Origin of the sequence: Halopseudomonas salegens (genome assembly GCF_900105655.1) — a bacterium.
Lineage (GTDB): Bacteria > Pseudomonadota > Gammaproteobacteria > Pseudomonadales > Pseudomonadaceae > Halopseudomonas > Halopseudomonas salegens.
This window is the reverse complement of sequence record NZ_LT629787.1, coordinates 2435314-2458816: the sequence shown is the minus strand read 5'-3', so window position 1 is coordinate 2458816 and position 23503 is coordinate 2435314. Positions and strand designations below refer to the sequence as shown.

The following is a 23503-nucleotide window of genomic DNA, read 5'->3' as shown; positions in this document are numbered from 1 at the left end:
CGCCGGCTCGCCGGGGGCCTCTTTTGGCGACTATGCTGAAGCACAGGGGAAGAAAACGGTAAGGCCCGGGCAGTGTGTGCGGGCAGGAGGCAGCGAATGAAGTCAGCGGAACCAGCCTTGCTGGACACATGTCGACCACAACAGGGCTATGACCGACTGTTGCGGCGGCTGGATCAGGCGCTGGATATGGCGCGAACTCGCCAATGGCTTGCTGGTCACAGTCAGCCACCACTGGAACTGGAGGTAAAGGGGCTCAGCGCTGGCGATCTGCTGTTGCTGCAGCAGGTATTGACCCGTCTCGGGCAGCACTCAAGTCTGGCGCCGCCGCTGTATCAGGCTGAGCAGCAATATGCTGCCGATGACTGCTGCCAGCGGCCAGGAACGCCAGCGTAACCAGGGCGTCAGCCCCTGATAGGGCTGGACTTCACCGACCAGGCTGGCCTGTTCGAATTGCGGGATCTGTTGGGTAATCCTTCCTTGCGGATCTATCAACGCGGTAACCCCGTTATTGGTTCCGCGCAGCATCCAGCGGCCACTTTCCAATGCCCGCATGCGAGCCATCTGCAGGTGCTGCAAGGGCCCTAGCGAGCGACCAAACCAGCTGTCGTTACTGATGGTAATCAACAGGTCACTTTTGGCTGCCAGCCGAGCGGCAAAGTGCGGATAGACAACTTCATAGCAGATGTAAGGCGCCAGGCGCTGTCCGGCGGCCAGCAAGGGCGGCTGATCAATACCGCCGCGGGAAAAGCTCGACATCGGCAGGTCGAAAAAGGCAATCAGACCGCGCAGCCAGTCTTCCAGCGGAACAAATTCACCGAAGGGCACCAGTTTGTGTTTGCGGTAAGTCTGATCAGCGGCGCCTGCGACGGTAATGGCGTTGTAGATATGCAGGCGCTCATCAGCATATTCGTCGGCCGGAATGCCGGTAATCAATTGACTGCCTTCAGCGCGCAAGTTGTCAGCCATCGTCTGGACAAAGGCCTGGGCGTGGCTTTGCAGAACAGGCACGGCGGTTTCCGACCAGACGATCAGGTCAACTCCGGCAACGGCATAGCTCATGTCGCGGTAACGGGCCAGGCTGTTGTCGATGTACTCCGGGTCCCATTTCTGGGATTGCGGCACGTCGGCCTGAATCAGCGCTACGCTGACTGGCTGGCTGTGTGGCTGGGTCCATTGCACCTGGCCAAGGCCCAGGCCACCAAGCCATATCGCGGCCATCAGCCCGGTAGCCAGAGCCAATTGGAGCGGTTGTCGGCGCCAGGCCCAGACGCGGGTCAGCAGGCAGGCAGTAAACACGCTGAGCAGGCTGAGCAGCCAGACACTGCCAATGGGCGCCCAGCCGGCCAGCCAGGTATCGGTATGTGCGTAGCCATGGTAGAGCCAGGGAAAGCCGGTAAGAAACCAGCCGCGAAAGAGTTCCTGCAGCACCCACAGAGCGCTGAAAGCGAACAGGCTGAGCCAGCCAGATGCCTCAGGTCGCAGCCAGCGTGCCCAGGTCCAGGTCATAAGGGCGAAAACCAGCCCCAGCCCACTGACGAAGCCGGCAGTCAGCAGGCCCGCGAGCAGTGGATGGGCGTGACCGTGGACGTGAATGCTCACATATACCCAGGAGGCACCACTGGCAAACAGGCCCAATCCCCAGGCCCAACCACGCCAGAAAGCCTGTTGCGGATTGAGTTGTTGCACACCGGTATAGAGCAGTGCTACCGACAACAGTCCGAGCGGCCAGAGGCCGAAGGGCGTCAGTGACAGGGTGCTCATGGTCCCTGCCAGCAGGGCAATACAGTGTCCGGGCCAACCGGGATTGCTCAGCCAGGCGAGAAATTGCTTGCCGGGTTCGTGCATGCAGGGGTTCCGTTCAGGGTTGAATCAGACTGACGCGCAGCAGGTGTACCCGGCGACTGTCGGCATTCAGAACGCGTATACGAAAGCGATCCAGTTCAACCACTTCGTTGCGCTTGGGCAGGTGACCGAAGGCATTCATCACCAGGCCGCCAACGGTATCAAACTCTTCATCGGGAAATTCGGTTTCGAAGTGCTCATTGAAATCTTCGATCGGGGTCAGGCCCTTGACCAGGAAATCACTGCTGGACAAAGGTTTGATCTGATCGTCTTCATCGACATCATGTTCATCTTCGATGTCGCCGACGATCTGTTCCAATACATCTTCAATGGTGACCAGGCCGGAGACGCCGCCGTATTCGTCGATGACAATGGCCATATGGTTTCGATTGGCGCGAAATTCACGCAGCAGCACATTGAGTCGTTTGGACTCCGGGACGCAGGTGGCCGGGCGCAGGATGTCCTTGATGTCAAAGCGCTCGACACTGCCTTCCAGCAACAGGGGCAGCAGGTCCTTGGCCAGCAGGATGCCAAGAACTTCATCCATGCTTTCCCCGATCACCGGGTAGCGCGAGTGGGCGGCTTCGATCACGCTGGGCAGAAAGTCGCGCGGGCTCTGGGTGACCTTGATGGTGGTCATCTGCGAGCGCGGTACCATGATGTCACGGACTTGCATGTCAGCGACCTGCAGGGCGCCTTCAATAATCGACAGGGCTTCAATATCCAGCACGTCATTCTGGTGCGCTTCACGCAGTAGTTCGATCAGTTCCTGCTGGCTTTTGGGTTCATGGACAAAAGCCTGGACCAGTCTGTCCAGCCAGGTCTTGTGTCCATTGGTCGATCGGTCTTCGCTCATGATCCTCACTCTTGGTTGCTGATATAGGGGTCAGGTATCCCCAGCTCACTCAATAACTGGCGCTCCAGACTTTCCATCAAATCCGCTTCAACGTCGTCTGTATGGTCATGCCCGAGCAAATGCAAGCAGCCATGGATAACCATATGCGCCCAATGCTGTTCAGCCGTTTTGCCTTGTTCGCCGGCTTCGCGGTCCACTACCGGCACACAAATCACCAGATCGCCAAGCAGCGGGATCTCGAGTTCGGGCGGTAATTCTGCAGGAAAGGACAGCACGTTGGTAGGTGCATCCTTGCCTCGATAAGCATGGTTCAGGGCGCGGCTTTCGTCAGCGTCGACCAGACGAATGGTCAATTCACTGCCGGGATGCTCGCGCAGGGCCAGTTTGGCCCAGAGCAACAGCTTGGCATCATCGGGTTGCGGTGTGATCTCAGTGGCGCGCTGAATATCCAGCTCAACCGTCATTGCTGCTGTCCGGCTTGCTGTGCCGTTCCTGTCGCTCCATGCGAGCCTGTTCCTGGGTCTGATCGAAGCGGTCATAAGCTTCAACGATGCGCTGGACCAATGGATGACGGACCACGTCCTTCGATTTGAACTCGGTAAAGCCGATCCCTTTGACGCCCTTGAGCACCTCGGTGACGTGAATCAGCCCGGAGCGAGTACCGCGTGGCAGGTCGACCTGGGTGGTGTCCCCGGTGATCACGGCGGTGGAGCCGAAGCCAATGCGGGTGAGGAACATTTTCATCTGTTCCAGGGTGGTGTTCTGGCTTTCGTCGAGAATAATGAAGCTGTTGTTCAGGGTGCGGCCACGCATGTAGGCGAGCGGGGCGACTTCAATGACCTGCTTTTCGATCAGTTTGGCGACCTGCTCGAAGCCGAGCATTTCATACAGGGCGTCGTACAGCGGGCGCAGGTAGGGATCAATCTTCTGTGCCAGGTCGCCGGGCAGGAAGCCGAGCTTTTCGCCGGCTTCAACGGCGGGGCGAACCAGCAGGATGCGACGCACCTGTTCCCGTTCCAGGGCATCAACGGCGCAGGCGACGGCCAGATAGGTCTTGCCGGTACCGGCCGGGCCGATACCGAAGTTGATGTCGTGATCCAGTATCGAACGTACGTAGGCCTGTTGGTTGGGGCCGCGCGGCTGGATGGTCATTTTGCGCGTGCGCAAGACGACGGGCTTGTGGTTGCTGCTGTCGTGCAGGGCTTCGCTGAGGCTTTCCAGCCCGGATTCCTGCAGGAACAGGTGTACGGTATCGGGCGTCAGTTCGCCGTTGTCGCGGGTTTCGCGGTACAGCTGGCGCAGAACGGCTTCGGCGGAACGGGTCAGGGCCTGTTCGCCAATCAGCTCGAACTCGTTGCCGCGGTTGCGCACTTCGATGCCGAGGCGTTGCTCGATGAGTTGAAGGTGTTCGTTGAACTGGCCGCACAGGCTGGCGAAACGCCGCGAGTCGACGGGTTCAATGGTGAAGCGATGTATATGCAGGGGTGCGTTCAAGGTAGTCCGTGGTCGCCGTGTGGCTATTGGTGAATTCAAGCATAAAGCTGGGGAATCGTGGCTGCAAGCGTTGGTTGGTTCAGTGGGTGTGCCCCGGACGCAGGACCATGCTGGACACGCTGCAAGTACATCCCTGTAAGCTCGTCCATGACCTTACAGAAAACTGCTCCTGCGTTTTCTGTACTTCTGCCATCCATGGCAGTCGTTGGTCATGGACGGTCCAGCATGGCCCTGCGTCCGGAGCACTTACCAACGTTGTGCTCTCTTGACGATTTGAAGGCTCAGAGTAGTTGGCCGCGCAACGAATGCGGCAGCGCTTCGATAATCTCGACGTCGACAAACTGGCCAATCAGTGCCGGGTTGTCGCAGCGGAAGTTGACCACGCGATTGTGCTCGGTGCGGCCCTGCAGCATGCCGGGGTCTTTTTTCGAGTAGTCGCTGACCAGAATGCGCTGGGTGGTGCCGACCATGCGGCGGTTGTTCTCGAAACCCTGCTGGTTGAGGCGGTTCTGCAGAATCTGCAGGCGCTGTTTTTTCACCTCGGTGGGGGTGTCGTCCGGCAGGTCGGCGGCCGGGGTGCCTGGGCGCGAGCTGTAGATGAACGAGTAGGAGAAGTCGAAACCGACGTCTTCAACCAGTTTCATGGTTTGCTCGAAATCGCGCTCGGTTTCACCGGGGAAGCCGATGATGAAGTCGGAGCTGATGATGATGTCCGGTACCGCGGCGCGCAGCTTGCGAATGCGTGACTTGTATTCCAGCGCGGTGTGGTTGCGCTTCATGCCGGCGAGTACGCGGTCGGAGCCGGATTGCACAGGCAGGTGCAGGTACTTGACCAGTTCCGGTACCTCGGCATGGGCCTGGATCAGGCTGTCGGAAAATTCCAGCGGGTGGCTGGTGGTGTAGCGGATGCGGTCGATGCCGTCGATGGCGGCAATCACGCGGATCAGGTCAGCCAGGTCGGCGATGCTGCCGTCGTGGGTCTGGCCACGGTAGCCGTTGACGTTCTGGCCCAGCAAGGTCACTTCGCGCACGCCGTTTTCCGCCAGGTGGATAACCTCGGCGAGTACGTCATCGAAGGGGCGGCTGACTTCTTCGCCACGGGTGTAGGGTACGACGCAGAAGCTGCAGTATTTGCTGCAACCTTCCATGATGGAGACGAAGGCCGTGGGGCCGTCGATGCGCGGCTCCGGCAGGCGGTCGAATTTCTCGATTTCCGGGAAGGAGACGTCAACCTGGGCGGTCTTGGTGGTGCGCGCGGCATCGATCATTTCCGGCAGACGGTGCAGGGTCTGGGGGCCGAAGACGACGTCGACGTAACTGGCGCGATCACGGATGGCGCTGCCTTCCTGGCTGGCGACGCAGCCGCCAACGCCGATGATCAGGTCGGGATTCTTTTCTTTCAGCGGGCGCCAGCGGCCGAGCTCGGAGAAGACTTTCTCCTGGGCTTTTTCCCGAATCGAGCAGGTATTGAGCAGGATGATGTCAGCCTGATCGGGACTGTCGGTCAGTTCCATTGCCTGATGTTCGCCGAGCAGGTCGGCCATGCGCGAGCTGTCATACTCGTTCATTTGGCAACCGTGGGTCTGGATAAAGAGTTTCTTGGCCATGGGCGTCGGGCGTAACCTTGCTGAAAAGGCGCGATTATACACGGATGACGGGCCCTTTGTTATGCCTGCGATGCTACCAGCGGTCGGTCGCTATTCTGCGTCGGTATTGGGTTGTGCTATGCTTCGCGCCCTTTATTTTCAGTCGATGGGCGCATCATGAGTAGCGACAAGCAGCCGATCTTTCGCGTTATCTTCCTCAACCAGGGTGAAGTCTTCGAACTCTATGCGCGCCAGATCTACCAGAGTGAGTTGTGGGGCTTCATGGAGATCGAGGAGCTGGTATTTGGCGAACGCTCTCAGATGCTGGTTGATCCGGGCGAAGAAAAGCTGAAAAGTCAATTTGAAGGCGTCAAACGCAGTTTTATTCCGGTGCATGCGATCGTGCGCATCGACGAAGTGGAACGTGCGGGTGCACCCAAGGTGAGTGAAGCCAAGGGGGGTAGCAATATCATGACCTTTCCGGGGCCACCTCTTACCCCCTGATCAAAATGAGCCTCTGAAAACTACCTGCCTCGCCGGCGTATTCAGAGGCTCATTAACGAACCAGACGTATCTCGACTCTTTGATTTTGCCTGGCAATCGCATTCCAGTCGCTGGCAGTGAGCATGCTGTTTACCGGGGGGTACTCGGCCAGCGGCTGATCGCCCCGGCTCGGATTGAGCTGCAGAGTGATCGGACTTCCGTTCAGCAAGGGTTGTTGATTGGCAAACCGGGCGAAGGCCAGTGATTCCAGTTCGCGGCTGCGCTGCAAGCGCTCTGCTTCGCTGTTCAGGCCATCACACTCCGTTAACGGTAACCCCTCCGGCGCTATTTGCAGGCTGCTTTCGGCATTTTGCTGCAGGCAGAACTGCCCGCTGTGTGCAGTCAGTTCGATACGGCCTCGAAAACCGCCGGCATGCAGTAGAGGCAAGAGCTCGTTCAGTCGCCCGAGCAGGGCGTTGTCGAAAGGGATACTGCCGAAGTCGAATTGTCCGTTGTGGTTGAGCCCCCATTCCAGAGCACGCAGCAAGGCAACCTGTTCGCGTGCCGTGCGGTTTTTCTCTTCAGCCATGGCGCTCAGCCACAGCCCTTGCTCCTGTGCCGGCGTGGTATTTGTGCCGGGGTTCCCGGCAGCTGGCGTGGTGTTGCCGTGCGAGTCAGCGATCAGTTGATAGGCGCCAAAGGTTCCGCTCACCCCCAACAGCAGGCCGAAGCATAGTGCTGGCCAGCGGCGCACGGGTTCTGATCGAGCCGGGCCTGGTTCAGGCCGGTTGCTGTCAAGGCGCTGCAATTCTTCACGCAGACTTTGTCGCAGTGCACGGGTCTGGCGTTCCAGCTGCGGGCGCAAGGTGTTGAGTACGGCGTCATCGGCTGCGGCACGCGCGGCACTGTTGACTGCCTGAAAATCCATTGTCGGTGCCGGTTCGGGGCGCAATTCGGCTGGTCTGTAGGGCTTGCTGTCTATATCGATGCTGACGGGTTCGGCGGTCGCTGGTCTGGGCGAATCATCATCCAGCAGATGCAGGGTGCGCAGCATGGCCGGCAGGTCGACCGACTTCATTTCCTTGGGCAGTACACCGACAGCACCCAGTGCACGTGCCTGGCTGAGGTACAGCTCGCCACCTTCGCGTGAGGTGTACATCATGATCGGAATCAGCGCTGTTTCCGGATCACTTTTGATAATCCGTACCGCTTCCAGGCCATCGATGCCGGGCATCATGTGGTCCATGAAAATGGCGTTGGGCTTGTGGTAGTGCAGAAAGTCGAGGGCTGCTTCGGCCGAGGCGGCTTCGTCAACGGCAATGCCGTGTTGCTCAAGCAGGCGCTTGAGAATCAGTCTGGCCGAGCGTGAATCATCCACTACCAGAGCACGTTTGCGTGTCATGGTTTTCCTGTCGTCGTCGCGGTTGAATTGTTCTTGTTAGGCACATCGTGGTCGACGAACTGCATGCAGACTGGATTAGGGCGGAAAATGTGGCGGAAAGCCATAGCCCATATGGGCTACAGCGGGTTGCAGATAGGTATTTTGGTCCGGATGCGCACTTTAACGCGGCTGCGGCAACGCCGGTAGTTTTGGAGGCGGTTTAACGCCCCTGCAGCTGTTCTTCGCGCATTTGCTCAAGGTAATTGCGGAACAGGGTGCTGAGCAGCTGCGTAGCCACCTGCAATTCTTCCTGGTTCATTTGCAGGGCGATGCGGTCGCTGGCATCCATCGCGGCGTCTTCTCCGTTGACGGCCGACATTTTCAGGATGATATAGGCCTGGGCAAGATTGCGCTCAACGCCTTCGCCTTGATAATGCATCAGGCCCAGCTGGTACTGTGCCGTCGGATGGCCTTGCAGCGAGGCTTCTTCAAGCCAGTTCAGTGCCTGATCGAAGTCACGGGTTATCCGGTCACCCTGATAGTAGAGGTCACCCAGTTCGAATTGGGCCTGACTGTCGCCTTGCGTGGCTGCTTCGGTGCAGCGTTCGATGGCCTGCGGCAGGCTGGAGTCATCTACCCGCTCGAAGCCGCAGCGATCTTCCGCGGTGATCAGCAACGGGTTGCCGCTTTGCGCAAGCAGCAAGCCGGGCAGCAGGCACAACGGCAGTGCAACAGACAGGCGGGCAAGTGAGCGGTGCTTGAAGCTGGCCATGCTTATTCCTCGCGGCTGTCCGCGGCAGGGGTGTTTTCCCTATTGTGCGCCTGTTCGGCGAGCAGGCCAACCATCAGGCAAACGGCAAACAGACCCGGCAACAGCCAGCTGGCGTGCGCACTGGCATCCATCAGCGCGCTGAGGGGGACCTGATTGGCGAACCAGGCGGGCAGCAGCACGCTGACAACGGTGACCGCACCCAGCAGGCTGATCAGCCGCTGCCTGGGCCAACTGATCACGCAGGCAGCGAGCAGGGCTGCAATCCCGGTCAGGTTGACCAGCCATTGATAGGCGATCTGCTGTTCCAGGTAGCGTGACAGCTCGAAGAAGGCCATCAGACCGAGGATGATCTTGGCCCAGGTGGGTGGTGACCATTGCAGGTTGTGCGCCAGGTAAAAACAGACCAGCCCGAGCAGCGGCAGTGTCATCACCTGGGCAGACAGACCGAAGATACGCTGGCTGTGCTCGACGGCATCGTTACTCACACCGATCAGGCCAAGTACATGCAGGCCGCTACTGAGGATAACCAGTACCAGGGCGACCAGGGCTGCAGTGATGGCCCCGCGCGCACCGGGCCGGCAACGCTGGCGGCGCGGCCAGAGCCATACGCAGAAAAAGCTCGCAGCGGCGGCCAGCAGCAAGTAACTGAAGGCGATCATAGCTGGGCGAAGGCCTTCTCCGCAGCGTTCAGGGTCAGCTCCAGTTCCTTGTCGCCATGGGCAATCGAGGTGAAGCCGGCTTCAAAGGCGCTGGGCGCGAGATACACGCCACCGGCCAGCATGGCGTGGAAGAAGCGCTTGAAGCGGTCGACATCACAGGCCATCACGTCATCAAAGGTGGTGACCTTGTCTGCGTTGGTAAAGAACACGCCGAACATGCCGCCGGCCTGGTTAGTGGTAAAAGGAATGCCTGCCGCATCGGCGCGTTCTTGCAGGCCACTGAGCATCCGGCTGGTATAGCTGCTCAGGCGATCGTGAAAGCCGGGCTGGCTGAGCAGTTTCAGTGTGGTGATACCGGCGGCCATGGCCAGCGGGTTGCCGGACAGGGTGCCCGCCTGATAGACCGGGCCGAGCGGGGCGATATGTTCCATGATCGCGCGTTTGCCGCCAAAACAGCCGACTGGCATGCCGCCACCGATGATCTTGCCGAAGGTGGTCAGGTCCGGGTTGACACCGTAGTAGGCCTGGGCGCCGCCCAACGCAACGCGGAAGCCGGTCATCACTTCGTCAAAGATCAGCACCACGCCATGGGCGTCACAGAGTGTGCGCAGGCCGGCGAGGAAGCCGTCAACCGGTGGCACGCAGTTCATGTTGCCCGCAACCGGTTCGATGATGATGCAGGCGACCTGATCGCCGACTTCTTGCAGGGTTTTTTCCACCGCGGCCAGGTCGTTGTAGGGCAGGGTCAGGGTGTGCCTGGCAAAGTCTGCCGGCACGCCGGGGGAGTTGGGTACGCCCAGGGTCAGGGCGCCGGAGCCGGCCTTGACCAGCAGGCTGTCGGAATGGCCGTGATAGTTGCCTTCAAACTTGATGATGCTGTCGCGGCCGGTATAACCCCGGGCCAGGCGGATGGCGCTCATGGTCGCTTCGGTACCGGAGCTGACCATGCGCACCATGTCCATTGACGGCACCAGTTCGCAGACCAGGTTGGCCATGACGGTTTCCAGCTCGGTCGGGGCGCCGTAGGACAGGCCATGTTCGAGTTGTGCGCGCACTGCGTCGAGCACGTCAGGGTGGCTGTGACCCAGAATCATCGGGCCCCAGGAACCGACATAGTCGACATACTGACGGTCGTCTTCATCGGTGACGTAGGCGCCGGCGGCGTGTTTGAAGAACAGCGGTGTGCCGCCCACGCTCTTGAAGGCGCGCACGGGGGAATTGACGCCACCGGGGATGTGCTGTTGGGCATGGGCAAAGAGTTGTTCGGAACGTGACATAGGGTGTCTCACAAGCTGAGAAAAAGTTCGTTGAAATGCCGTGCACGGCGCTCGACCTCTTCGGCCGAGTTGGCGCCAAACAAGCCATGAACCACGGCCAGCAGGCTGGCGCCGGCACTGATCAGTTGCGGCGCATTGTGCGTGCTGACGCCGCCGATGGCTACCAGGGGCAGGGTGAAGCGTCGATTGGCGGTTTCCAGCAACACGGGCGTAGCCGCCGGGGCACCGGGTTTGGTGACTGATTGAAAGAAGCGGCCGAAGGCCAGATAGCTGGCCTGTTCGGCGGCGGCCTGTTCGGCAAAGGCCAGGCTGGCGTGGCAGGTGGCGCCAATAATGGCATCACGGCCCAGTTCCTGACGGGCTTCACGCAGGGAGCCGTCGTCGCGGCCCAGGTGCAGGCCAACCCCGAGTTCGGCGGCCAGCGCCAGATCATCGTTGATGATCAGGTCGGCACCGTAATAGCGGCACAGCCGCGCCAGTTCGCTGGCTTCGGTATGGCGTTTGCCGGCATCGCCGGATTTGTCGCGGTATTGCAGCAGTCGGGCGCCGCCGGCCAGGGCAGCATCGACATAGGGCAAGAGTTTGCCGTCCGCCAGTAACTGGCTATCGGTGATGGCGTAGAGGCCGCGAAGAGGCTGGCTCATGCGCCAAAATCCAGCGGCAGGCGACGCGGTACATACTGGCCCTGGCCGGGCTGCTCGGCATCACGCAGGGTGCGCCAGGTGTAATCCAGAGCGCTGCGTACGGCACTGACCAGGCCTTCACCCAGCGCGAGGCGGCCGGCGAGGGCGCTGGCCAGGGTGCAGCCGGAGCCGTGATAGCTGCCGGGCAGGCGCGGGCAGGTGAAGTCGTGACGCTCGCCGCTGCGGGTATAGAGCCGGTTGTGAATCTCGGCTTCATCGCCGTGCCCGCCGGTGATCAGCAGGTGGTCAATATGCACGAGCAGGCGTTCGGCGCAGTCATCTGCGCTGCCCGCGGGCAGTTCGGCGAGGATGCGTGCTTCGGGCAGGTTGGGGGTGGCGATGGTGGAGACCGGGAACAGGCGTTCGCGCATGGCATAGCCGACGTCATCCTTGCCCAGCGAACCGCCGCCGCCGGCGCGCAGTACGGGGTCGCAGACCAGGGGGGTGTCGGGCAGGCGCTGCATCAGTTCCAGTACGGTGTCGACCATCTCGACCGAGCCGAGCATGCCGAGCTTGACGGCTGACACGGGCAGGTCGCTGATGACTTTGTTGGCCTGGGCGAGCACCCATTCGCGGTCGAGCACGCGAAAGTCGCTGACGTCGGCGGTGTCTTGCACGGTCAGGGCGGTGACGGTGGGGGCGGCGTGACAATGCTGGGCGAGCAGGGCTTCGATGTCGGCTTGCAGGCCGGCACCGCCACTGGGGTCATGCCCGGAGAGGCAAAGTACGACGGGACGATTGGGTGCGAGTGTATTCATGGCGTGGAGTTTACCACTGCTGAAGGCAGGTCGGCAGAGGTGGATATGTTGTCGGGTTTGTCTGTTTATTCGTGTTATGTGTCTTGAAACACTGATTTAGTCGGTTCGGTGTGTAAGCCCGATTGGCGCTGCCCTGGTCTGGACACGCCGTGAACCCTTCCCTGGGGACTCGTAGATGCCATCCCTGGCATCTAACGGTCCAGACCAGGGCAGCGCCAATCGGCCTAGCGGGCATTCGTGCTGTTAATGAGTGCTTGTTATTCATCGCTGCGGGTAATGGTGCAGACTTCATGAAACCAAGGTATCTTTTTGTAGGTCAAAAATAACAACAGCGTAAGGCAGGAGTAACCATGAAAACGATTGATCAATGGTTTGCCGATTATGGCGAAAGTCACCAGAACCCGGTGAACAAGCTGGTGCACTGGATTTGTGTGCCACTGATTACCTTCAGTGTGCTGGGCATGCTGTGGGCGATTCATCCCTGGGTGGCGGTAGGGGCTTTGGCGTTGTCGATGGTGTTTTATCTCAGCTTGTCCTGGCGCATTGGCGCAGCGATGCTGGTGCTCGGACTGATCATGCTGCTGATTCTGAGCGTGATGCCTTATGTGTTCTGGCCGTCGCTGGCGATTTTTGTGCTGGCCTGGATCGGGCAGTTCTACGGGCATCAGGTGGAAGGCAAGAAACCGTCATTTTTCAAGGATGTCCAGTTCCTGCTGGTGGGGCCGGCCTGGCTGCTGGGGTTTGTGTTTCGCAAGCTGGGTGTGAGTTACTGACAACACACTCTGTGACTCTGTATTTTCTGGAATGAACTATGACCTGGCAACCAAGTGCCAGCATGGCGACTTTGCGTCGCCGGGCTGTTATGCAGCAAACCATCAGGGATTTCTTTGCCGCGCGTGAAGTGCTTGAGGTTGATACTCCGATACTCTCTGCTGCAGCAGTAGCAGACCCGATGCTTGAGCCGATGCAGACGCGGGTAGACCGGGATGGACAGGCTCGGCATTGTTATCTGCACACCTCACCCGAATACCCCATGAAGCGTCTTCTGGCCGCCGGGTCCGGTGCTATCTGGCAGCTGTGTCGGGTATTTCGCAATGGTGAAGTGGGCCGGCGGCATAACCCTGAATTCAGTATGCTTGAATGGTATCGTCCGGGTTTCGATCATCATCAATTGATGGATGAGGTTGAAGCCTTGACCTCCGGGCTGCTCGGGCATTCAAGCGCACGCCGGGTGAGGTATGCGGATGTGTTTGCCGAGCACTTTGCCGGTCTGGATATTCATGCCTGCGCCACTTCCAGCCTGCGTGCTCTGGGTGAGCAGCATACCGGCTTCAAAGGCGAGCTGGCGCGTGATGGTTGGTTGGATTTGTTGTTCTCGCACTGTATTGAGCCGACGCTGCAGCAGCCGACCTTTGTCTATGCCTATCCTGCTTCGCAGGCTGCACTGGCGCGAATTACGGCGAGCGATGACAGCTATCCGGTGGCGGCGCGCTTTGAGTTCTTTGTCGGCGGTATGGAGTTGGCCAATGGGTACCATGAACTAATTGATGCTGCCGAGCAGGCCAGCAGATTTGCCGAGGATGCGCGAAAAGTTCAGCTTTTGGGGCAGCCGCCTCGCCCATTGGATCAGAATCTTCTGGCTGCCCTTGAGTCGGGGTTGCCTGACTGCGCGGGTGTGGCCCTGGGCTTCGATCGGTTGCTTATGCTGGCCGAAGGGGCGGAGCACATTGCTGAAGTGCTGGCCTTTCCCTTTGAGCGAGCATGAATGTGTTGCTCATTGCCCGTCGCATGCTCAAAGCTTGCGTAACAATTGCAGTAGCTTGAGATTGGCGTAGCCGTCAGCAGGCAGTTGGTGCTCTTGCTGAAAGCGGCGGATCGCTGCACGGGTATTGGCGCCGAGGATGCCATCGACCTCACCTGGCTCGAAGCCATAGTCCGTCAGTATTTGCTGCAATTCATGCCGCTGTTCGCGCGACAGTGGTTGATCCTGTGTCGGCCAGCTGGCCTGTATCTCGCCACGCCCCTGAAGGCGTTCGCTCAGCAAGCCAATCGCCAGTGCATAGCTGGTTGAGCTGTTGTAACGCAAAATACTGTGGAAGTTGTCAAACACCAGAAAAGCCGGTCCGCGATGCCCGGCGGGCAGCAGGATTGCCGCTGTACTGTCGGCTTCCAGGCTGTTGTACCGCTCAGGCAAATACAGGCCTGCTTCGCGCCATTCAGCCAGACTGCGGCGTTGATTCAGGTCGGCTTTGGCATAGTCAAAATCCTCTGGCAGTCGCGTTTCGAAGCCCCAGGGTTGCCCGCTCTGCCAGTTGGACGCTTGCAGGTAGTTGGCCGCCGAGGCCAGGGCGTCGGCTTTTGAACTCCAGATGTCGCGCTTGCCATTGCCGTCAAAATCGACGGCATGGCTGTTGTAGGTAGTCGGAATGAATTGAGTTTGTCCCATGGCCCCGGCCCAGGAGCCGACCATGGCGTCGACGCTGATGTCGCCGCGTTGCAGAATGGTCAGAGCGGCCAATAGCTGTGTCTCGGCAAACTCGGGTCGACGCCCCTGGTGCGCCAGGGTGGCCAGTGAGCGCACGACTTTCCGGTTGCCCATGTTGCCACCAAAATTACTTTCCAGCCCCCAGATTGCGACCAGTATGTGACGGTCAACACCATAACGCTGTTCGATTGCGGTCAGCAGATCGGCGTGTTCTTGCAGCAGCAGCTGGCCGTTATTTATCCGGATGGTCGACAAGGCTCCTTCCAGATACTCCCACACCGGACGACTGAACTCGGGTTGATGCTGGTCGGCGCGTATCACGGCGGGGTCTGGTGATAATTCACGGGTGGCTTGCTGGATAATGTCCTGGTCAACGCCCTGTGTCAGTGCCCGTTGACGAAAGCCTGCCAGCCACTGTTCGAAATCCACCGTTTGCTCGACCGCGCTGCTGGCCTCTGGTGAGTGATTCAGTTCAGCGGTAAGCGCGCTACTGGCACAGGCCGTCAGGGCCAAAGCGCAGCCTAGCAACAAGGTGGTTGGCAAGCGGCTGGGCATGGTGAATGGCGCATGGGCAGGCAATAGGCGCATGAAATAACTCCAGGGACAGAACGTTCTGCATTCTATGCGCAAAGCGGTCTGCGGACCAATAATGGCGCTCAGCCACGCGGCTGTGCTATAGTGCGCGCCCTCGATTCAGCCGCATGGACAGATCAGTGCCTCGCACCTTTCGCCTTACGCCACCGTAAAGCTCCCCCCTCTGTGTTGCCAGCCAACCGGCGGACACCTGTGTCCGGTTGCCGGTCGGTTTTCTGTTGCCCATGCCTTTTTACCCAATCGGAATCTCGTTATGACCTTTGCCCAATCCGTTCATCAGAACTGGTTTTCCAACATCCGTGGCGATCTGCTCGCTGGTATCGTGGTCGCGCTGGCCCTGATTCCCGAGGCGATTGCTTTCTCGATCATTGCCGGGGTTGATCCCAAGGTCGGGCTCTATGCCTCTTTCTGTATAGCGGTGATTATTGCCTTTACCGGTGGCCGGCCAGGCATGATCTCGGCAGCCACCGGGGCCATGGCGCTGCTGATGGTGACCCTGGTGCGTGACCACGGTCTGGAGTATCTGCTGGCGGCAACCATTCTCTGCGGCCTGCTGCAGATTGGCGCGGGTTACCTGAAGTTAGGATCGCTGATGCGCTTTGTTTCACGCTCGGTGGTCACTGGTTTTGTCAATGCGCTGGCGATCCTGATTTTTATGGCGCAGTTACCCGAGCTCACCGGCGTGACCTGGCATGTGTATGCGATGACTGCAGCGGGTTTGGGGATTATCTACCTGTTCCCCTATGTGCCCCGTATTGGGCGCATCATTCCCTCGCCGCTGGTCTGTATCCTTGTTCTTACCGGGTTGGCGATCTATCTGGGCCTGGATATTCGTACGGTATCCAGCATGGGTGAGCTGCCGGATACACTGCCGATTTTCTTGTGGCCTGACGTACCACTTAACCTGGAAACCCTGGTGATTATCTTGCCTTACTCGGCTGCTTTGGCAGTAGTTGGTTTGCTGGAGTCGATGATGACCGCGACCATCGTTGATGATCTGACAGACACGGAAAGCGACAAGAACCGTGAGTGCAAGGGGCAGGGCATTGCCAACGTTGGCTCAGGCCTGCTCGGTGGTATGGCCGGTTGTGCGATGATTGGGCAGTCGGTCATTAATGTGAAGTCCGGTGGCCGCACACGACTGTCCTGTCTTACCGCCGGTGTAGTGCTGCTGCTGATGGTTGTGTTCATGAGTGACTGGGTGGGCATGATCCCCATGGCTGCGCTGGTAGCGGTGATGATCATGGTGTCGATCGGTACCTTCAGTTGGGATTCCATCCGCAATATGAAGCAGCATCCGCTATCGACCAATATCGTCATGCTGGCAACTGTAGCGGTGACCGTGGGCACGCATAACCTGGCTTTCGGGGTGTTTGTTGGCGTGCTGCTGGCAGCGATGTTCTTTGCCAACAAGATCGGGCATTACATGCATATCGGCAGCGAGCTGGAGAGCGATGGTCGTGTGCGTCATTACAAGGTGGTGGGTCAGGTGTTTTTCAGCTCCTCGGATAAATTCGTTGATGCCTTTGACTTCAAGGAAGCGCTTGATAAGGTGATCATTGACTTGAGTCGGGCGCATTTCTGGGACATTACCGCCGTTGCTGCACTGGACAAGGTTGTGATCAAGTTTCGCCGTGAAGGTGCAGATGTGGACATTGTGGGCCTCAATGAGGCCAGTGCGACCATCGTCGACCGCTTTGGCGTGCATGACAAGCCGGATGCCGTCGACAAGTTGATGGGGCACTAACATGCATAACAAGGAGAACACTTCAGTGACCACCAATCTGGTAATGGGCTGCATTGACGGCTCCCGTTCGACCCCGGCGGTCTGTGATTACGCCGCTTGGGCCAGCTTGCGCCTGGATGCCCCCCTGGTTTTTCTGCATGTGCTGGACGAAGCAGGCAGCAGCAAGTCACTCGACTTGTCCGGCAATATTGGCCTGGGTAGTCGCGAGCACCTGCTGGAGGAGCTGGTGGATCTGGATGCCAAACGTGCACGCATCATGCGTGAACAAGGCCAGTTGATGCTCGAGGCTGCAGTGGAGCGTGCTCACGCCGACGGCGTCGGTGCACCGCAAACCCGGCAGCGCCACGGTGACCTGGTGGAAACCCTGCGTGAGCTGGAGCACGAAATGCGGTTGCTGGTGATTGGGCGCCAGGGTAAGCAGGGTGACAACCAGGGGGACCATGTGGGGTCGCACCTGGAAAGTGTGATTCGTACCATGCATCGTCCGATTCTGGTGACGGCGGGCGAGTTCCGCGAGCCACGTTCCGTGATGCTGGCCTTTGACAACGGCCCCAGCACGCGCAAAGGCATTGAAATGATTGCGGGTAGCCCACTGTTCAAGGGCTTGCCGATCCATTTGCTGATGGTCGGTGCCGATACCAATGATGCCTGGGAAGCGATCAATGCTGCCAAAGGGCAACTGGAGCAGGCCGGTTTTACCGTACATGCCAGTATTCGTGCCGGTGACGTCGAGAAAGCGTTGCTTGAGTACGAGGAAGAGCAGGATATTGATATGATCGTGATGGGTGCCTATGGGCATTCACGGATTCGCCAGTTCTTTGTTGGCAGTACGACGACCAACATTCTGGCGCATACCCAGCGTCCGTTATTGTTGTTGCGCTGAGACCGTCGCCCATGGATGCTGCCCTGAAGGCCGAGTTGCGTCAGCTGCTGCACAGTCGTTTGCAGGCCGCCATGCAGCAGGCCGAAGGGCAGTCGACACGCAGTGAAGCGGTCGAGCTGGATCAGGCCAAGGTGGGTCGCTTGTCGCGCATGGATGCGCTGCAGCAACAAGCGATGCAGGATGCGACCCAGGCCCGGGTCAACGTTCAGGTGCAGCGCTTGCAGCGCGCACTGCAGCAACTGGACAGTGACGACTTTGGTGACTGCGTCGAGTGTGGCGAAGCCATTACGCCTGGCCGTTTGCGCATTGACCCGGCTATCACCCTGTGTGTGGATTGTGCCGCAGAGCTGGGTGGGTAGAGCGCCTTTTCTGGCTGGTGAGGTTACAGGCTTTTTATCAACGATGGGTCGCGTTAGTTTTAGGCAGATGATCTTTTCTTTACAGTGCGCTTACTGATAGAAAGGTCTGGCCTGATTGCCCAATAATTCAAGAAGAACCCATGTCTGACAGTGCAATTTCTCCAGCGTCTGAAAAGCGCTTGTTCAATCAATCAATGATCGGATACTTGCTGAAAGGACGTTTTCGGCTTGCTCAGGGGCATCAGCCCCTGGCTCACCATCAGATACCGGCTGACTTCAGTGGTATTTGTGTTGCCAGCATGCCGGATGCCGCCTGTGACGATCAGGTGATCGACTATCTGCAGCAACTGGCGGTGCGTCAGGTTCGTCTGGATTTCACCTATAGCGCGTTGGAGAATCACTGCGCGCGCTTCTTGCAGCGGCTGCTGGACAAGGGGTTCAAGGTCATGCTGCGGTTGATGCCGAGCATGGAAGACGCCGCCCGGATGGATCAACCCGAGCCCCAACAGCGCTGGGGTGATTTTGTGGAAGCGGTGTTGCTGCGTTTTGGACGGCATCTGGAGTCGGTAGAGGTAGGCAATACGGTCAACCGCCGGCGCTGGTCTGGTTATGCATCACTGGACCAGTTCATGTGTGCCTGGCGAATTGCCCACAGCAAGCTGCGCGCCCATGGCGTAACCATTGCAGGGCCCAATGTGTCCGATTTTGAGCCACCCTTCAACGCTGGTTTTCTTGCCGTGATGCAACAGGCCGGCGTGTTGCCGGATATACATACCGACAATCTGTTTTCTGAACGGAGTATTGAACCCGAGCTGTTTGATCACCGCGTCCTTGGCCGGCGTCTGGCCACCTGGCCAAAGCTGAACCTGATCAAGAAAGCCCGCTTGCTGGGCAAGCTGTCCGGCGAGTATGGCGTGGCGAAAACCTATTCAACCACCGCATTCTGGACCTTGCCACGCATCGCCAGGCGGCTGGTCGATGCGGAGGTAAAACAGGCTGACTATGTTACCCGTTATATGATCCTGACCGCCGTATCCAGTGGTCTGGAGCGTGCTTATTGGGGGCCGTTGATCAGTCAGCGCGAAGGGCTGGTTGATGATGGCACCGGCAAGCCTGCCGCTCATGAACTGGTCACCCGTTACGACTGCAATAATGGGTGCCCGGCAGATTTTCGCCGGCGTCCGGCGTTTTTTGCCTTGGCTGCTTTCAATCAGCGTATTCCGGGTAGTGCGTACCTCGGGCAACAGGGGAGTAGCGAGAACCTGCAGGTTCATGCTTTTCGTCGACCTGATGGGGAACTGGTGCAGGTCGTTTGGACCACGAACGCAAAAGCGGCCGTGCTTGCACGCTTGTATAGCGAGCAGGAGCTTGCTACCGCCCGCTGCCATGATTTATACGGTCAGCCGGTGGCGGAAATACCGGACCTGGTTACCGAGTCACCGCTGTACCTGAGCTGGCCGCCGGGTACCGACGTATATCCAGACGAACAACAGGATGTGCTGCCTGACCTGTGCGTCTATGGCAACCGTCCCGGTGGGCAGCATTACCACTTTGATGATGGTCAATGGCGAGGCCTGGTGTTCGCCCGTGACCGGGCCGAAGCGGACAAAATACTCTCTGCCCTGCATCCTGCACATATTGAACAGCCCAGCAAAACAGCCATGTTGCGCAAGGCGCGCAATGTGATCTGGAGGGTCGCCGATCCACGGGAAAATGCCAGTGACTGGCTGGTAGTAAAGAAACCCAATCGCTTGAGCTTGAACAAGCGGGTGACTGACCGGCTGAAGCCCAGCAAGGCGGCCAGAAGCTGGAACGGAGCCTACCAGATATTGCGCACCGGGCTGGGCTCGCCGAAACCGGTTGCCTATTTCGAGCGCTCTGATCGCAAGGATCCGCTGAATAACTGGTACATCTGTGAATATGCCGGAGAGGTACCTTCGGTCAAGCAGTTTTTCAGTGCCTATGCCCGAGGCGAGACCCATTGCCACGGCATTTCACGGGATGATTTTTTCCGCCAGTTGCAGCACTTCCTGATGCGCCTGCATACGCTTGGCGTTTATTTCCGTGATCTGACCGGCGGCAATATTCTGGTCCATATGGACGATCCGGCCAATATTCATTTCAGCCTGATCGATACCGCCAGGGCGCGTTTCTATCCCCATTGGACGCCTATGGCAGCGCGCTTGTCCGACCTGAAGCGTACGTGCTACAAGCTCGACTGGGAGGGCCGTATTGCATTCATGGAAGGCTATCTGAGCGTCCTTGGCCGCAACTTTGGCTTCTTTTACCGGCTGCCTTTTCACTACTTCGACTGGAAAATGAATGTCAAACGTCTGCTCAAGGGGAAGTCAATCCGACGGGTCGCAGTCGCCCCTGGTAAAGGCAACTGACTGAGTGCCTGCAGGCATGATTTTCTGGTCAGTATTTGACCAATAGCGATTTCTGAACAAAGCTGACAGGTGGTCGAAGTCAGTTTTGTTGACAGGAGTCTCAGCATGGTCGGCAGTTCTACACTTCAGCGTCAGCCCAGCCGGGACCAGGTGCCGCATACCAGCAGTTATCATGTGGTTGCGGATCTGCTGGCGAAAGCCGATATTCAGGTCGACGGTGAAAGGCCCTGGGATATCAGCATTCAGCGTCCCGGGGTTCCGGAGCAAATACTCTCGCGCGGTAATCTGGGTCTCGGCGAGACCTATATGGCCGGTGACTGGGACTGTGAACGGCTGGATGAGTTTTTTTTCCGTCTGCTCAGTGCGCGACTGGATAAGGAAATACAGCCGCTGCGTCTGGTGATTCACAGTCTGCGTGCCCGCCTGCTCAATTTGCAAACCACAGCCCGTGCCTGGCAGGTAGGCGAGCAGCACTACGATCTGGGCAATGAGTTCTACCAGCAAATGCTGGACCCGCGCATGACCTATACCTGTGGCTACTGGCGCAATGCCGACACCTTGCAGCAGGCGCAGGAAGCCAAACTGGACCTGGTTTGCCGCAAACTTCAGTTGCAGCCGGGTATGCGGGTACTGGATATTGGCTGTGGTTGGGGCAGCTTCATGAGCTATGCCGCTGAACATTATGGTGTGGAATGTGTGGGTGTGACGGTTTCCCGCGAGCAGGTTGATTTCGTCAAGGCACGCTACCCGCATCTGCCGCTGGACTTTCGCCTGATGGATTATCGCGAGCTGGATGAAAAGTTCGACCGGATCGCCAGTATCGGCATGTTCGAGCACGTAGGGCGCAAGAATCACCGGATATTCATGGAGGTCGCCCAGAGCTGTCTTGCTGAAGAAGGCCTGTTACTGCTGCATACCATTGGCAAGAATGTACGCGGCACGGTACCGGACCCATGGATTGACAAGTACATCTTTCCCAATGGTGATCTGCCCTGTATGGGCCAGCTGGCCGATGCGGTGGATGGTTTGTTCGTGATCGAGGATGTGCATAATTTTGGCGCTGATTACGATCGGACCCTGATGGCCTGGTATGTGAATTTCGAACGGGCCTGGCCAGCATTTTCCGACGCTCTGGGCGAGCGTTTTTTCCGCATGTGGCGCTATTATCTGTTGTCATGCGCGGGTGCATTCCGTGCGCGTGACATTCAGTTGTGGCAACTGGTGCTGTCAAAGAATGGCCTGGTCGGAGGCTATCAGCGCCCGGAATAAAAATACACATCTCCCACTCTCCAGATTGTTGGTAGTCTGTTTGCTGATAGTGTTCAGGGAGCCATTTCCCCGTTGGCAGTTGGGTGCCGGCAACCAATACGTACAGGCTATCTGGAGTGACATGACAGACAAAGGCATCAAAAATCTGCAGCAGGTGCTGGATCGGATCGAATCGGCATCGGTTGAACATGGCGATGTTTCACTTGGCGCAATGATGGAAGAAATCGGGTACCGCTCATTCGGGCCGTTACTGGTGCTGGCCGGAGTAATCATCGCCTTGCCGATCGTTGGCGATATTCCCGGCGTTCCCACTATGGTTGCGGTGATAGTGGCGGTGATCGCTACCCAGTTGCTGGCTGGAAGGAATTACTTCTGGTTGCCTGGTTTCTTGTTGCGCCGTTCTGTCTCCAGGGAAAAACTGCAGAAATCGGTTGCCTGGGCGCGCAAACCTGCACGTTTTATCGACAAGGGGCTCAAGCCGAGGCTGACTTTTCTGGTTAAAGGTATGCCGGCTCTGGTCATTGCCGGTATCGCGCTGTTTATTGCGGCCATCACGCCAGTCACGGAAATCATCCCCTTCAGCGCCAATATTGCCGGTGCTGCCTTGCTGGCTTACGGGCTTTCATTGATAGCGGAAGATGGCCTGCTGGCGATTGTTGCATCGGTGCTGACGACGGCAATTGTAATTCTGCTGGGATACAGTCTTTTCAGCGGCTGATTGCATGGTCGACCGTGCCAGTCCAGGATCGGTTCTGGTTGAGCTGCCGCAGGGCCTTGCCGATATCCAGACCAATAACCATGACACCAATGACTTCGCCGGACTGCGGGTCGAGAATCTGACTGCTGAAGTGCACATGGTAGCGTTGGCTGGACTGATCGTATTCCAGTACGCCGAGAAACGGCCGGGAATCCTTGCTGAAGAACGCCCGCTGAAACTTGGCTTCATCGCCTTGCCAATAATCGGTGGTGATCTCACTGACCGCGACGTTCAGGCCATGGCGATCGGTGATTATTATTTCGCTGATCAGCCGCGCACTGAGACCCTGGCGGGTTTGCAACCAACGGGATAGTGGCCGCTCGAGCACGGACTGGATCAATGGTTGTTCGCGCAAGGCTGTTTCGTTCATCCACTGCTGATCAAGCCGGTTGATGTCGGTTTGGCTGATGCCTTCGTGCTGGCTGTTTTGTGCCTGAACGGCGGCAATGATGTCGGGCAACTCTACCCAGTGAGCGAAATGCTGTGCAAACTGGCGGGCGATGTGTTGGCGTTCTTCCGGGCTCAGGCTGTTGATCTCTCCGATGCAACCATGAATCTCGGCATTGAACAGTGGCAGGAAATCGGTTTCCTGCTGCAGGAAATGATGCCCAAAATAGACACCGAGCGTGCTGTATTGCAGAAAATGTTCATGAGCCGGACGCATGTCCGTCGGCAGGTGAGTCAGCTCGATGTTCAATGTGCTCTGGTCAGCCACAAAGGCATCGATTCGGCCCGCAGCGAGCAGTTGGAGCAACTGTCGAGTGGTATTGACCTGTACGGTAATTTTTACCCCGTGTTCATGCAGCCAGGCTACCTGGTTGCTGCCGCGCAATCCGCCGATGCGCAGGGGCTGGCTACCACTCAAAAGGTGGCGCGGGGCAACCGGAACATTGCTGTACCAGTACCATTTTTCCAGCGCCAGGGGAGCGCTGAGCGTGGCGAAGTGATTGGCGCGGGCCATTCGCGTCGCGGAAAAGAACGCATCCGCGCGTTGCGCTGCGACTTCATGCATGGCGCGTTCCCAGGGGAAAACGCGAATCTCGTAGTTGCGTTCAAGGGCCCGGAAAATACAGTCAAGGGCGTCGACAGAGCTGCCGGCAAGCTGGTCGCCTTCGCGGACTTGATAGGGCGGCATGATGTCAGTCGTCAGCCGAACGGGTTCAGCAGCTGCCAACGGCAGACAAGCCAACAGACTGAGAACAAACAACCATGAACGCATGACGGTCAC

The 23503-nt window shown here is 58.5% G+C and carries 23 protein-coding genes; 10 read left to right on the top strand and 13 right to left on the bottom strand.

Annotated features, from left to right (window positions below; genetic code table 11):
• Window positions 1-96: 96 nt before the first annotated feature.
• A complete protein-coding gene (locus BLU07_RS17605; protein WP_157719188.1) occupies window positions 97-393 on the top strand; it encodes a hypothetical protein in 297 nt (98 codons plus the stop codon).
• On the opposite strand, the gene lnt is transcribed toward BLU07_RS17605, so the two are convergent.
• From lnt to miaB, 5 genes are all read right to left on the bottom strand, one after another.
• Complete coding sequence (gene lnt / locus BLU07_RS11255; protein ID WP_092386976.1) at window positions 310-1845, bottom strand: apolipoprotein N-acyltransferase; 1536 nt, start codon at window positions 1843-1845, stop codon at window positions 310-312. The genes BLU07_RS17605 and lnt overlap by 84 nt on opposite strands.
• A 13-nt stretch (window positions 1846-1858) precedes the next feature.
• Window positions 1859-2698 (bottom strand): HlyC/CorC family transporter, encoded by an 840-nt coding sequence (locus BLU07_RS11250; RefSeq protein WP_092386974.1) that lies wholly within the window; start codon window positions 2696-2698, stop codon window positions 1859-1861.
• Window positions 2699-2703: 5 nt separating this feature from the next.
• Window positions 2704-3162 (bottom strand): rRNA maturation RNase YbeY, encoded by a 459-nt coding sequence (gene ybeY / locus BLU07_RS11245; RefSeq protein WP_092386968.1) that lies wholly within the window; start codon window positions 3160-3162, stop codon window positions 2704-2706.
• On the bottom strand, window positions 3152-4192 hold the full coding sequence (locus tag BLU07_RS11240) for a PhoH family protein (RefSeq protein WP_092386966.1): 1041 nt from the start codon (window positions 4190-4192) through the stop codon (window positions 3152-3154). Before BLU07_RS11240 ends, ybeY begins: the two co-directional genes overlap by 11 nt.
• A 281-nt stretch (window positions 4193-4473) precedes the next feature.
• Window positions 4474-5799, bottom strand: a complete 1326-nt coding sequence (gene miaB / locus BLU07_RS11235; RefSeq protein WP_092386964.1) for a tRNA (N6-isopentenyl adenosine(37)-C2)-methylthiotransferase MiaB — start codon at window positions 5797-5799, stop codon at window positions 4474-4476.
• A gap of 156 nt (window positions 5800-5955) precedes the next feature.
• On the opposite strand from miaB, the gene BLU07_RS11230 reads away from it, so the two are divergent.
• Entirely contained in the window at window positions 5956-6282 is a 327-nt protein-coding gene (locus tag BLU07_RS11230; protein WP_092386958.1) for a DUF1820 family protein, read from the top strand.
• Window positions 6283-6334: 52 nt separating this feature from the next.
• On the opposite strand, the gene BLU07_RS11225 is transcribed toward BLU07_RS11230, so the two are convergent.
• From BLU07_RS11225 to BLU07_RS11200, 6 genes are all read right to left on the bottom strand, one after another.
• Window positions 6335-7663 (bottom strand): response regulator, encoded by a 1329-nt coding sequence (locus tag BLU07_RS11225; protein WP_092386956.1) that lies wholly within the window; start codon window positions 7661-7663, stop codon window positions 6335-6337.
• A gap of 199 nt (window positions 7664-7862) precedes the next feature.
• A complete protein-coding gene (locus tag BLU07_RS11220; protein ID WP_092386954.1) occupies window positions 7863-8414 on the bottom strand; it encodes a tetratricopeptide repeat protein in 552 nt (183 codons plus the stop codon).
• A gap of 2 nt (window positions 8415-8416) precedes the next feature.
• Window positions 8417-9073, bottom strand: a complete 657-nt coding sequence (locus tag BLU07_RS11215) for a hypothetical protein (RefSeq protein ID WP_092386952.1) — start codon at window positions 9071-9073, stop codon at window positions 8417-8419.
• A complete protein-coding gene (gene hemL, locus BLU07_RS11210) occupies window positions 9070-10350 on the bottom strand; it encodes a glutamate-1-semialdehyde 2,1-aminomutase (protein ID WP_092386950.1) in 1281 nt (426 codons plus the stop codon). The genes BLU07_RS11215 and hemL overlap by 4 nt, the downstream gene beginning before the upstream one ends.
• Before the next feature lie 8 nt (window positions 10351-10358).
• Window positions 10359-10994, bottom strand: coding sequence for a thiamine phosphate synthase (gene thiE, locus BLU07_RS11205; RefSeq protein ID WP_092386948.1), 636 nt, complete (start codon window positions 10992-10994; stop codon window positions 10359-10361).
• Window positions 10991-11791 carry a hydroxymethylpyrimidine/phosphomethylpyrimidine kinase gene (locus BLU07_RS11200; protein ID WP_092386946.1) on the bottom strand — a complete coding sequence of 267 codons (801 nt, stop codon included), beginning with the start codon at window positions 11789-11791 and terminating at the stop codon, window positions 10991-10993. The genes thiE and BLU07_RS11200 overlap by 4 nt, the downstream gene beginning before the upstream one ends.
• Window positions 11792-12141: 350 nt before the next feature.
• On the opposite strand from BLU07_RS11200, the gene BLU07_RS11195 reads away from it, so the two are divergent.
• Together BLU07_RS11195 and epmA are read left to right on the top strand one after the other, a co-directional pair.
• Window positions 12142-12564, top strand: a complete 423-nt coding sequence (locus BLU07_RS11195; RefSeq protein ID WP_092386944.1) for an Mpo1 family 2-hydroxy fatty acid dioxygenase — start codon at window positions 12142-12144, stop codon at window positions 12562-12564.
• Window positions 12565-12602: 38 nt separating this feature from the next.
• Window positions 12603-13556: an EF-P lysine aminoacylase EpmA gene (epmA, locus tag BLU07_RS11190; protein ID WP_092386942.1), complete on the top strand. Its 954-nt coding sequence runs from the start codon at window positions 12603-12605 to the stop codon at window positions 13554-13556.
• A gap of 27 nt (window positions 13557-13583) precedes the next feature.
• On the opposite strand, the gene BLU07_RS11185 is transcribed toward epmA, so the two are convergent.
• Window positions 13584-14864 (bottom strand): lytic murein transglycosylase, encoded by a 1281-nt coding sequence (locus BLU07_RS11185; protein WP_092386940.1) that lies wholly within the window; start codon window positions 14862-14864, stop codon window positions 13584-13586.
• Window positions 14865-15123: 259 nt separating this feature from the next.
• On the opposite strand from BLU07_RS11185, the gene BLU07_RS11180 reads away from it, so the two are divergent.
• The 6 genes from BLU07_RS11180 to BLU07_RS11155 all read left to right on the top strand — a co-directional run bounded on the left by BLU07_RS11180 (window position 15124) and on the right by BLU07_RS11155 (window position 22236).
• Entirely contained in the window at window positions 15124-16617 is a 1494-nt protein-coding gene (locus BLU07_RS11180) for a SulP family inorganic anion transporter (protein WP_092386938.1), read from the top strand.
• 43 nt (window positions 16618-16660) lie between these two features.
• On the top strand, window positions 16661-17500 hold the full coding sequence (locus BLU07_RS11175; RefSeq protein WP_231701738.1) for a universal stress protein: 840 nt from the start codon (window positions 16661-16663) through the stop codon (window positions 17498-17500).
• Window positions 17501-17511: 11 nt separating this feature from the next.
• Window positions 17512-17859 (top strand): TraR/DksA family transcriptional regulator, encoded by a 348-nt coding sequence (locus BLU07_RS11170; protein WP_092386936.1) that lies wholly within the window; start codon window positions 17512-17514, stop codon window positions 17857-17859.
• A 140-nt stretch (window positions 17860-17999) separates the two neighbouring features.
• Complete coding sequence (locus BLU07_RS11165; RefSeq protein WP_092386935.1) at window positions 18000-20249, top strand: lipopolysaccharide kinase InaA family protein; 2250 nt, start codon at window positions 18000-18002, stop codon at window positions 20247-20249.
• A gap of 105 nt (window positions 20250-20354) precedes the next feature.
• The gene (cfa, locus tag BLU07_RS11160) at window positions 20355-21518 is read left to right on the top strand and encodes a cyclopropane fatty acyl phospholipid synthase (RefSeq protein ID WP_092386933.1); all 1164 of its coding nucleotides are present in this window, start codon (window positions 20355-20357) and stop codon (window positions 21516-21518) included.
• Between the two features lie 121 nt (window positions 21519-21639).
• Complete coding sequence (locus tag BLU07_RS11155; RefSeq protein ID WP_092386931.1) at window positions 21640-22236, top strand: exopolysaccharide biosynthesis protein; 597 nt, start codon at window positions 21640-21642, stop codon at window positions 22234-22236.
• Here BLU07_RS11155 and BLU07_RS11150 read toward each other — a convergent pair.
• Window positions 22226-23494 carry a transporter substrate-binding domain-containing protein gene (locus tag BLU07_RS11150; RefSeq protein WP_157719187.1) on the bottom strand — a complete coding sequence of 423 codons (1269 nt, stop codon included), beginning with the start codon at window positions 23492-23494 and terminating at the stop codon, window positions 22226-22228. The two genes, BLU07_RS11155 and BLU07_RS11150, sit on opposite strands and share 11 nt — an antisense overlap.
• Window positions 23495-23503 lie beyond the last annotated feature (9 nt).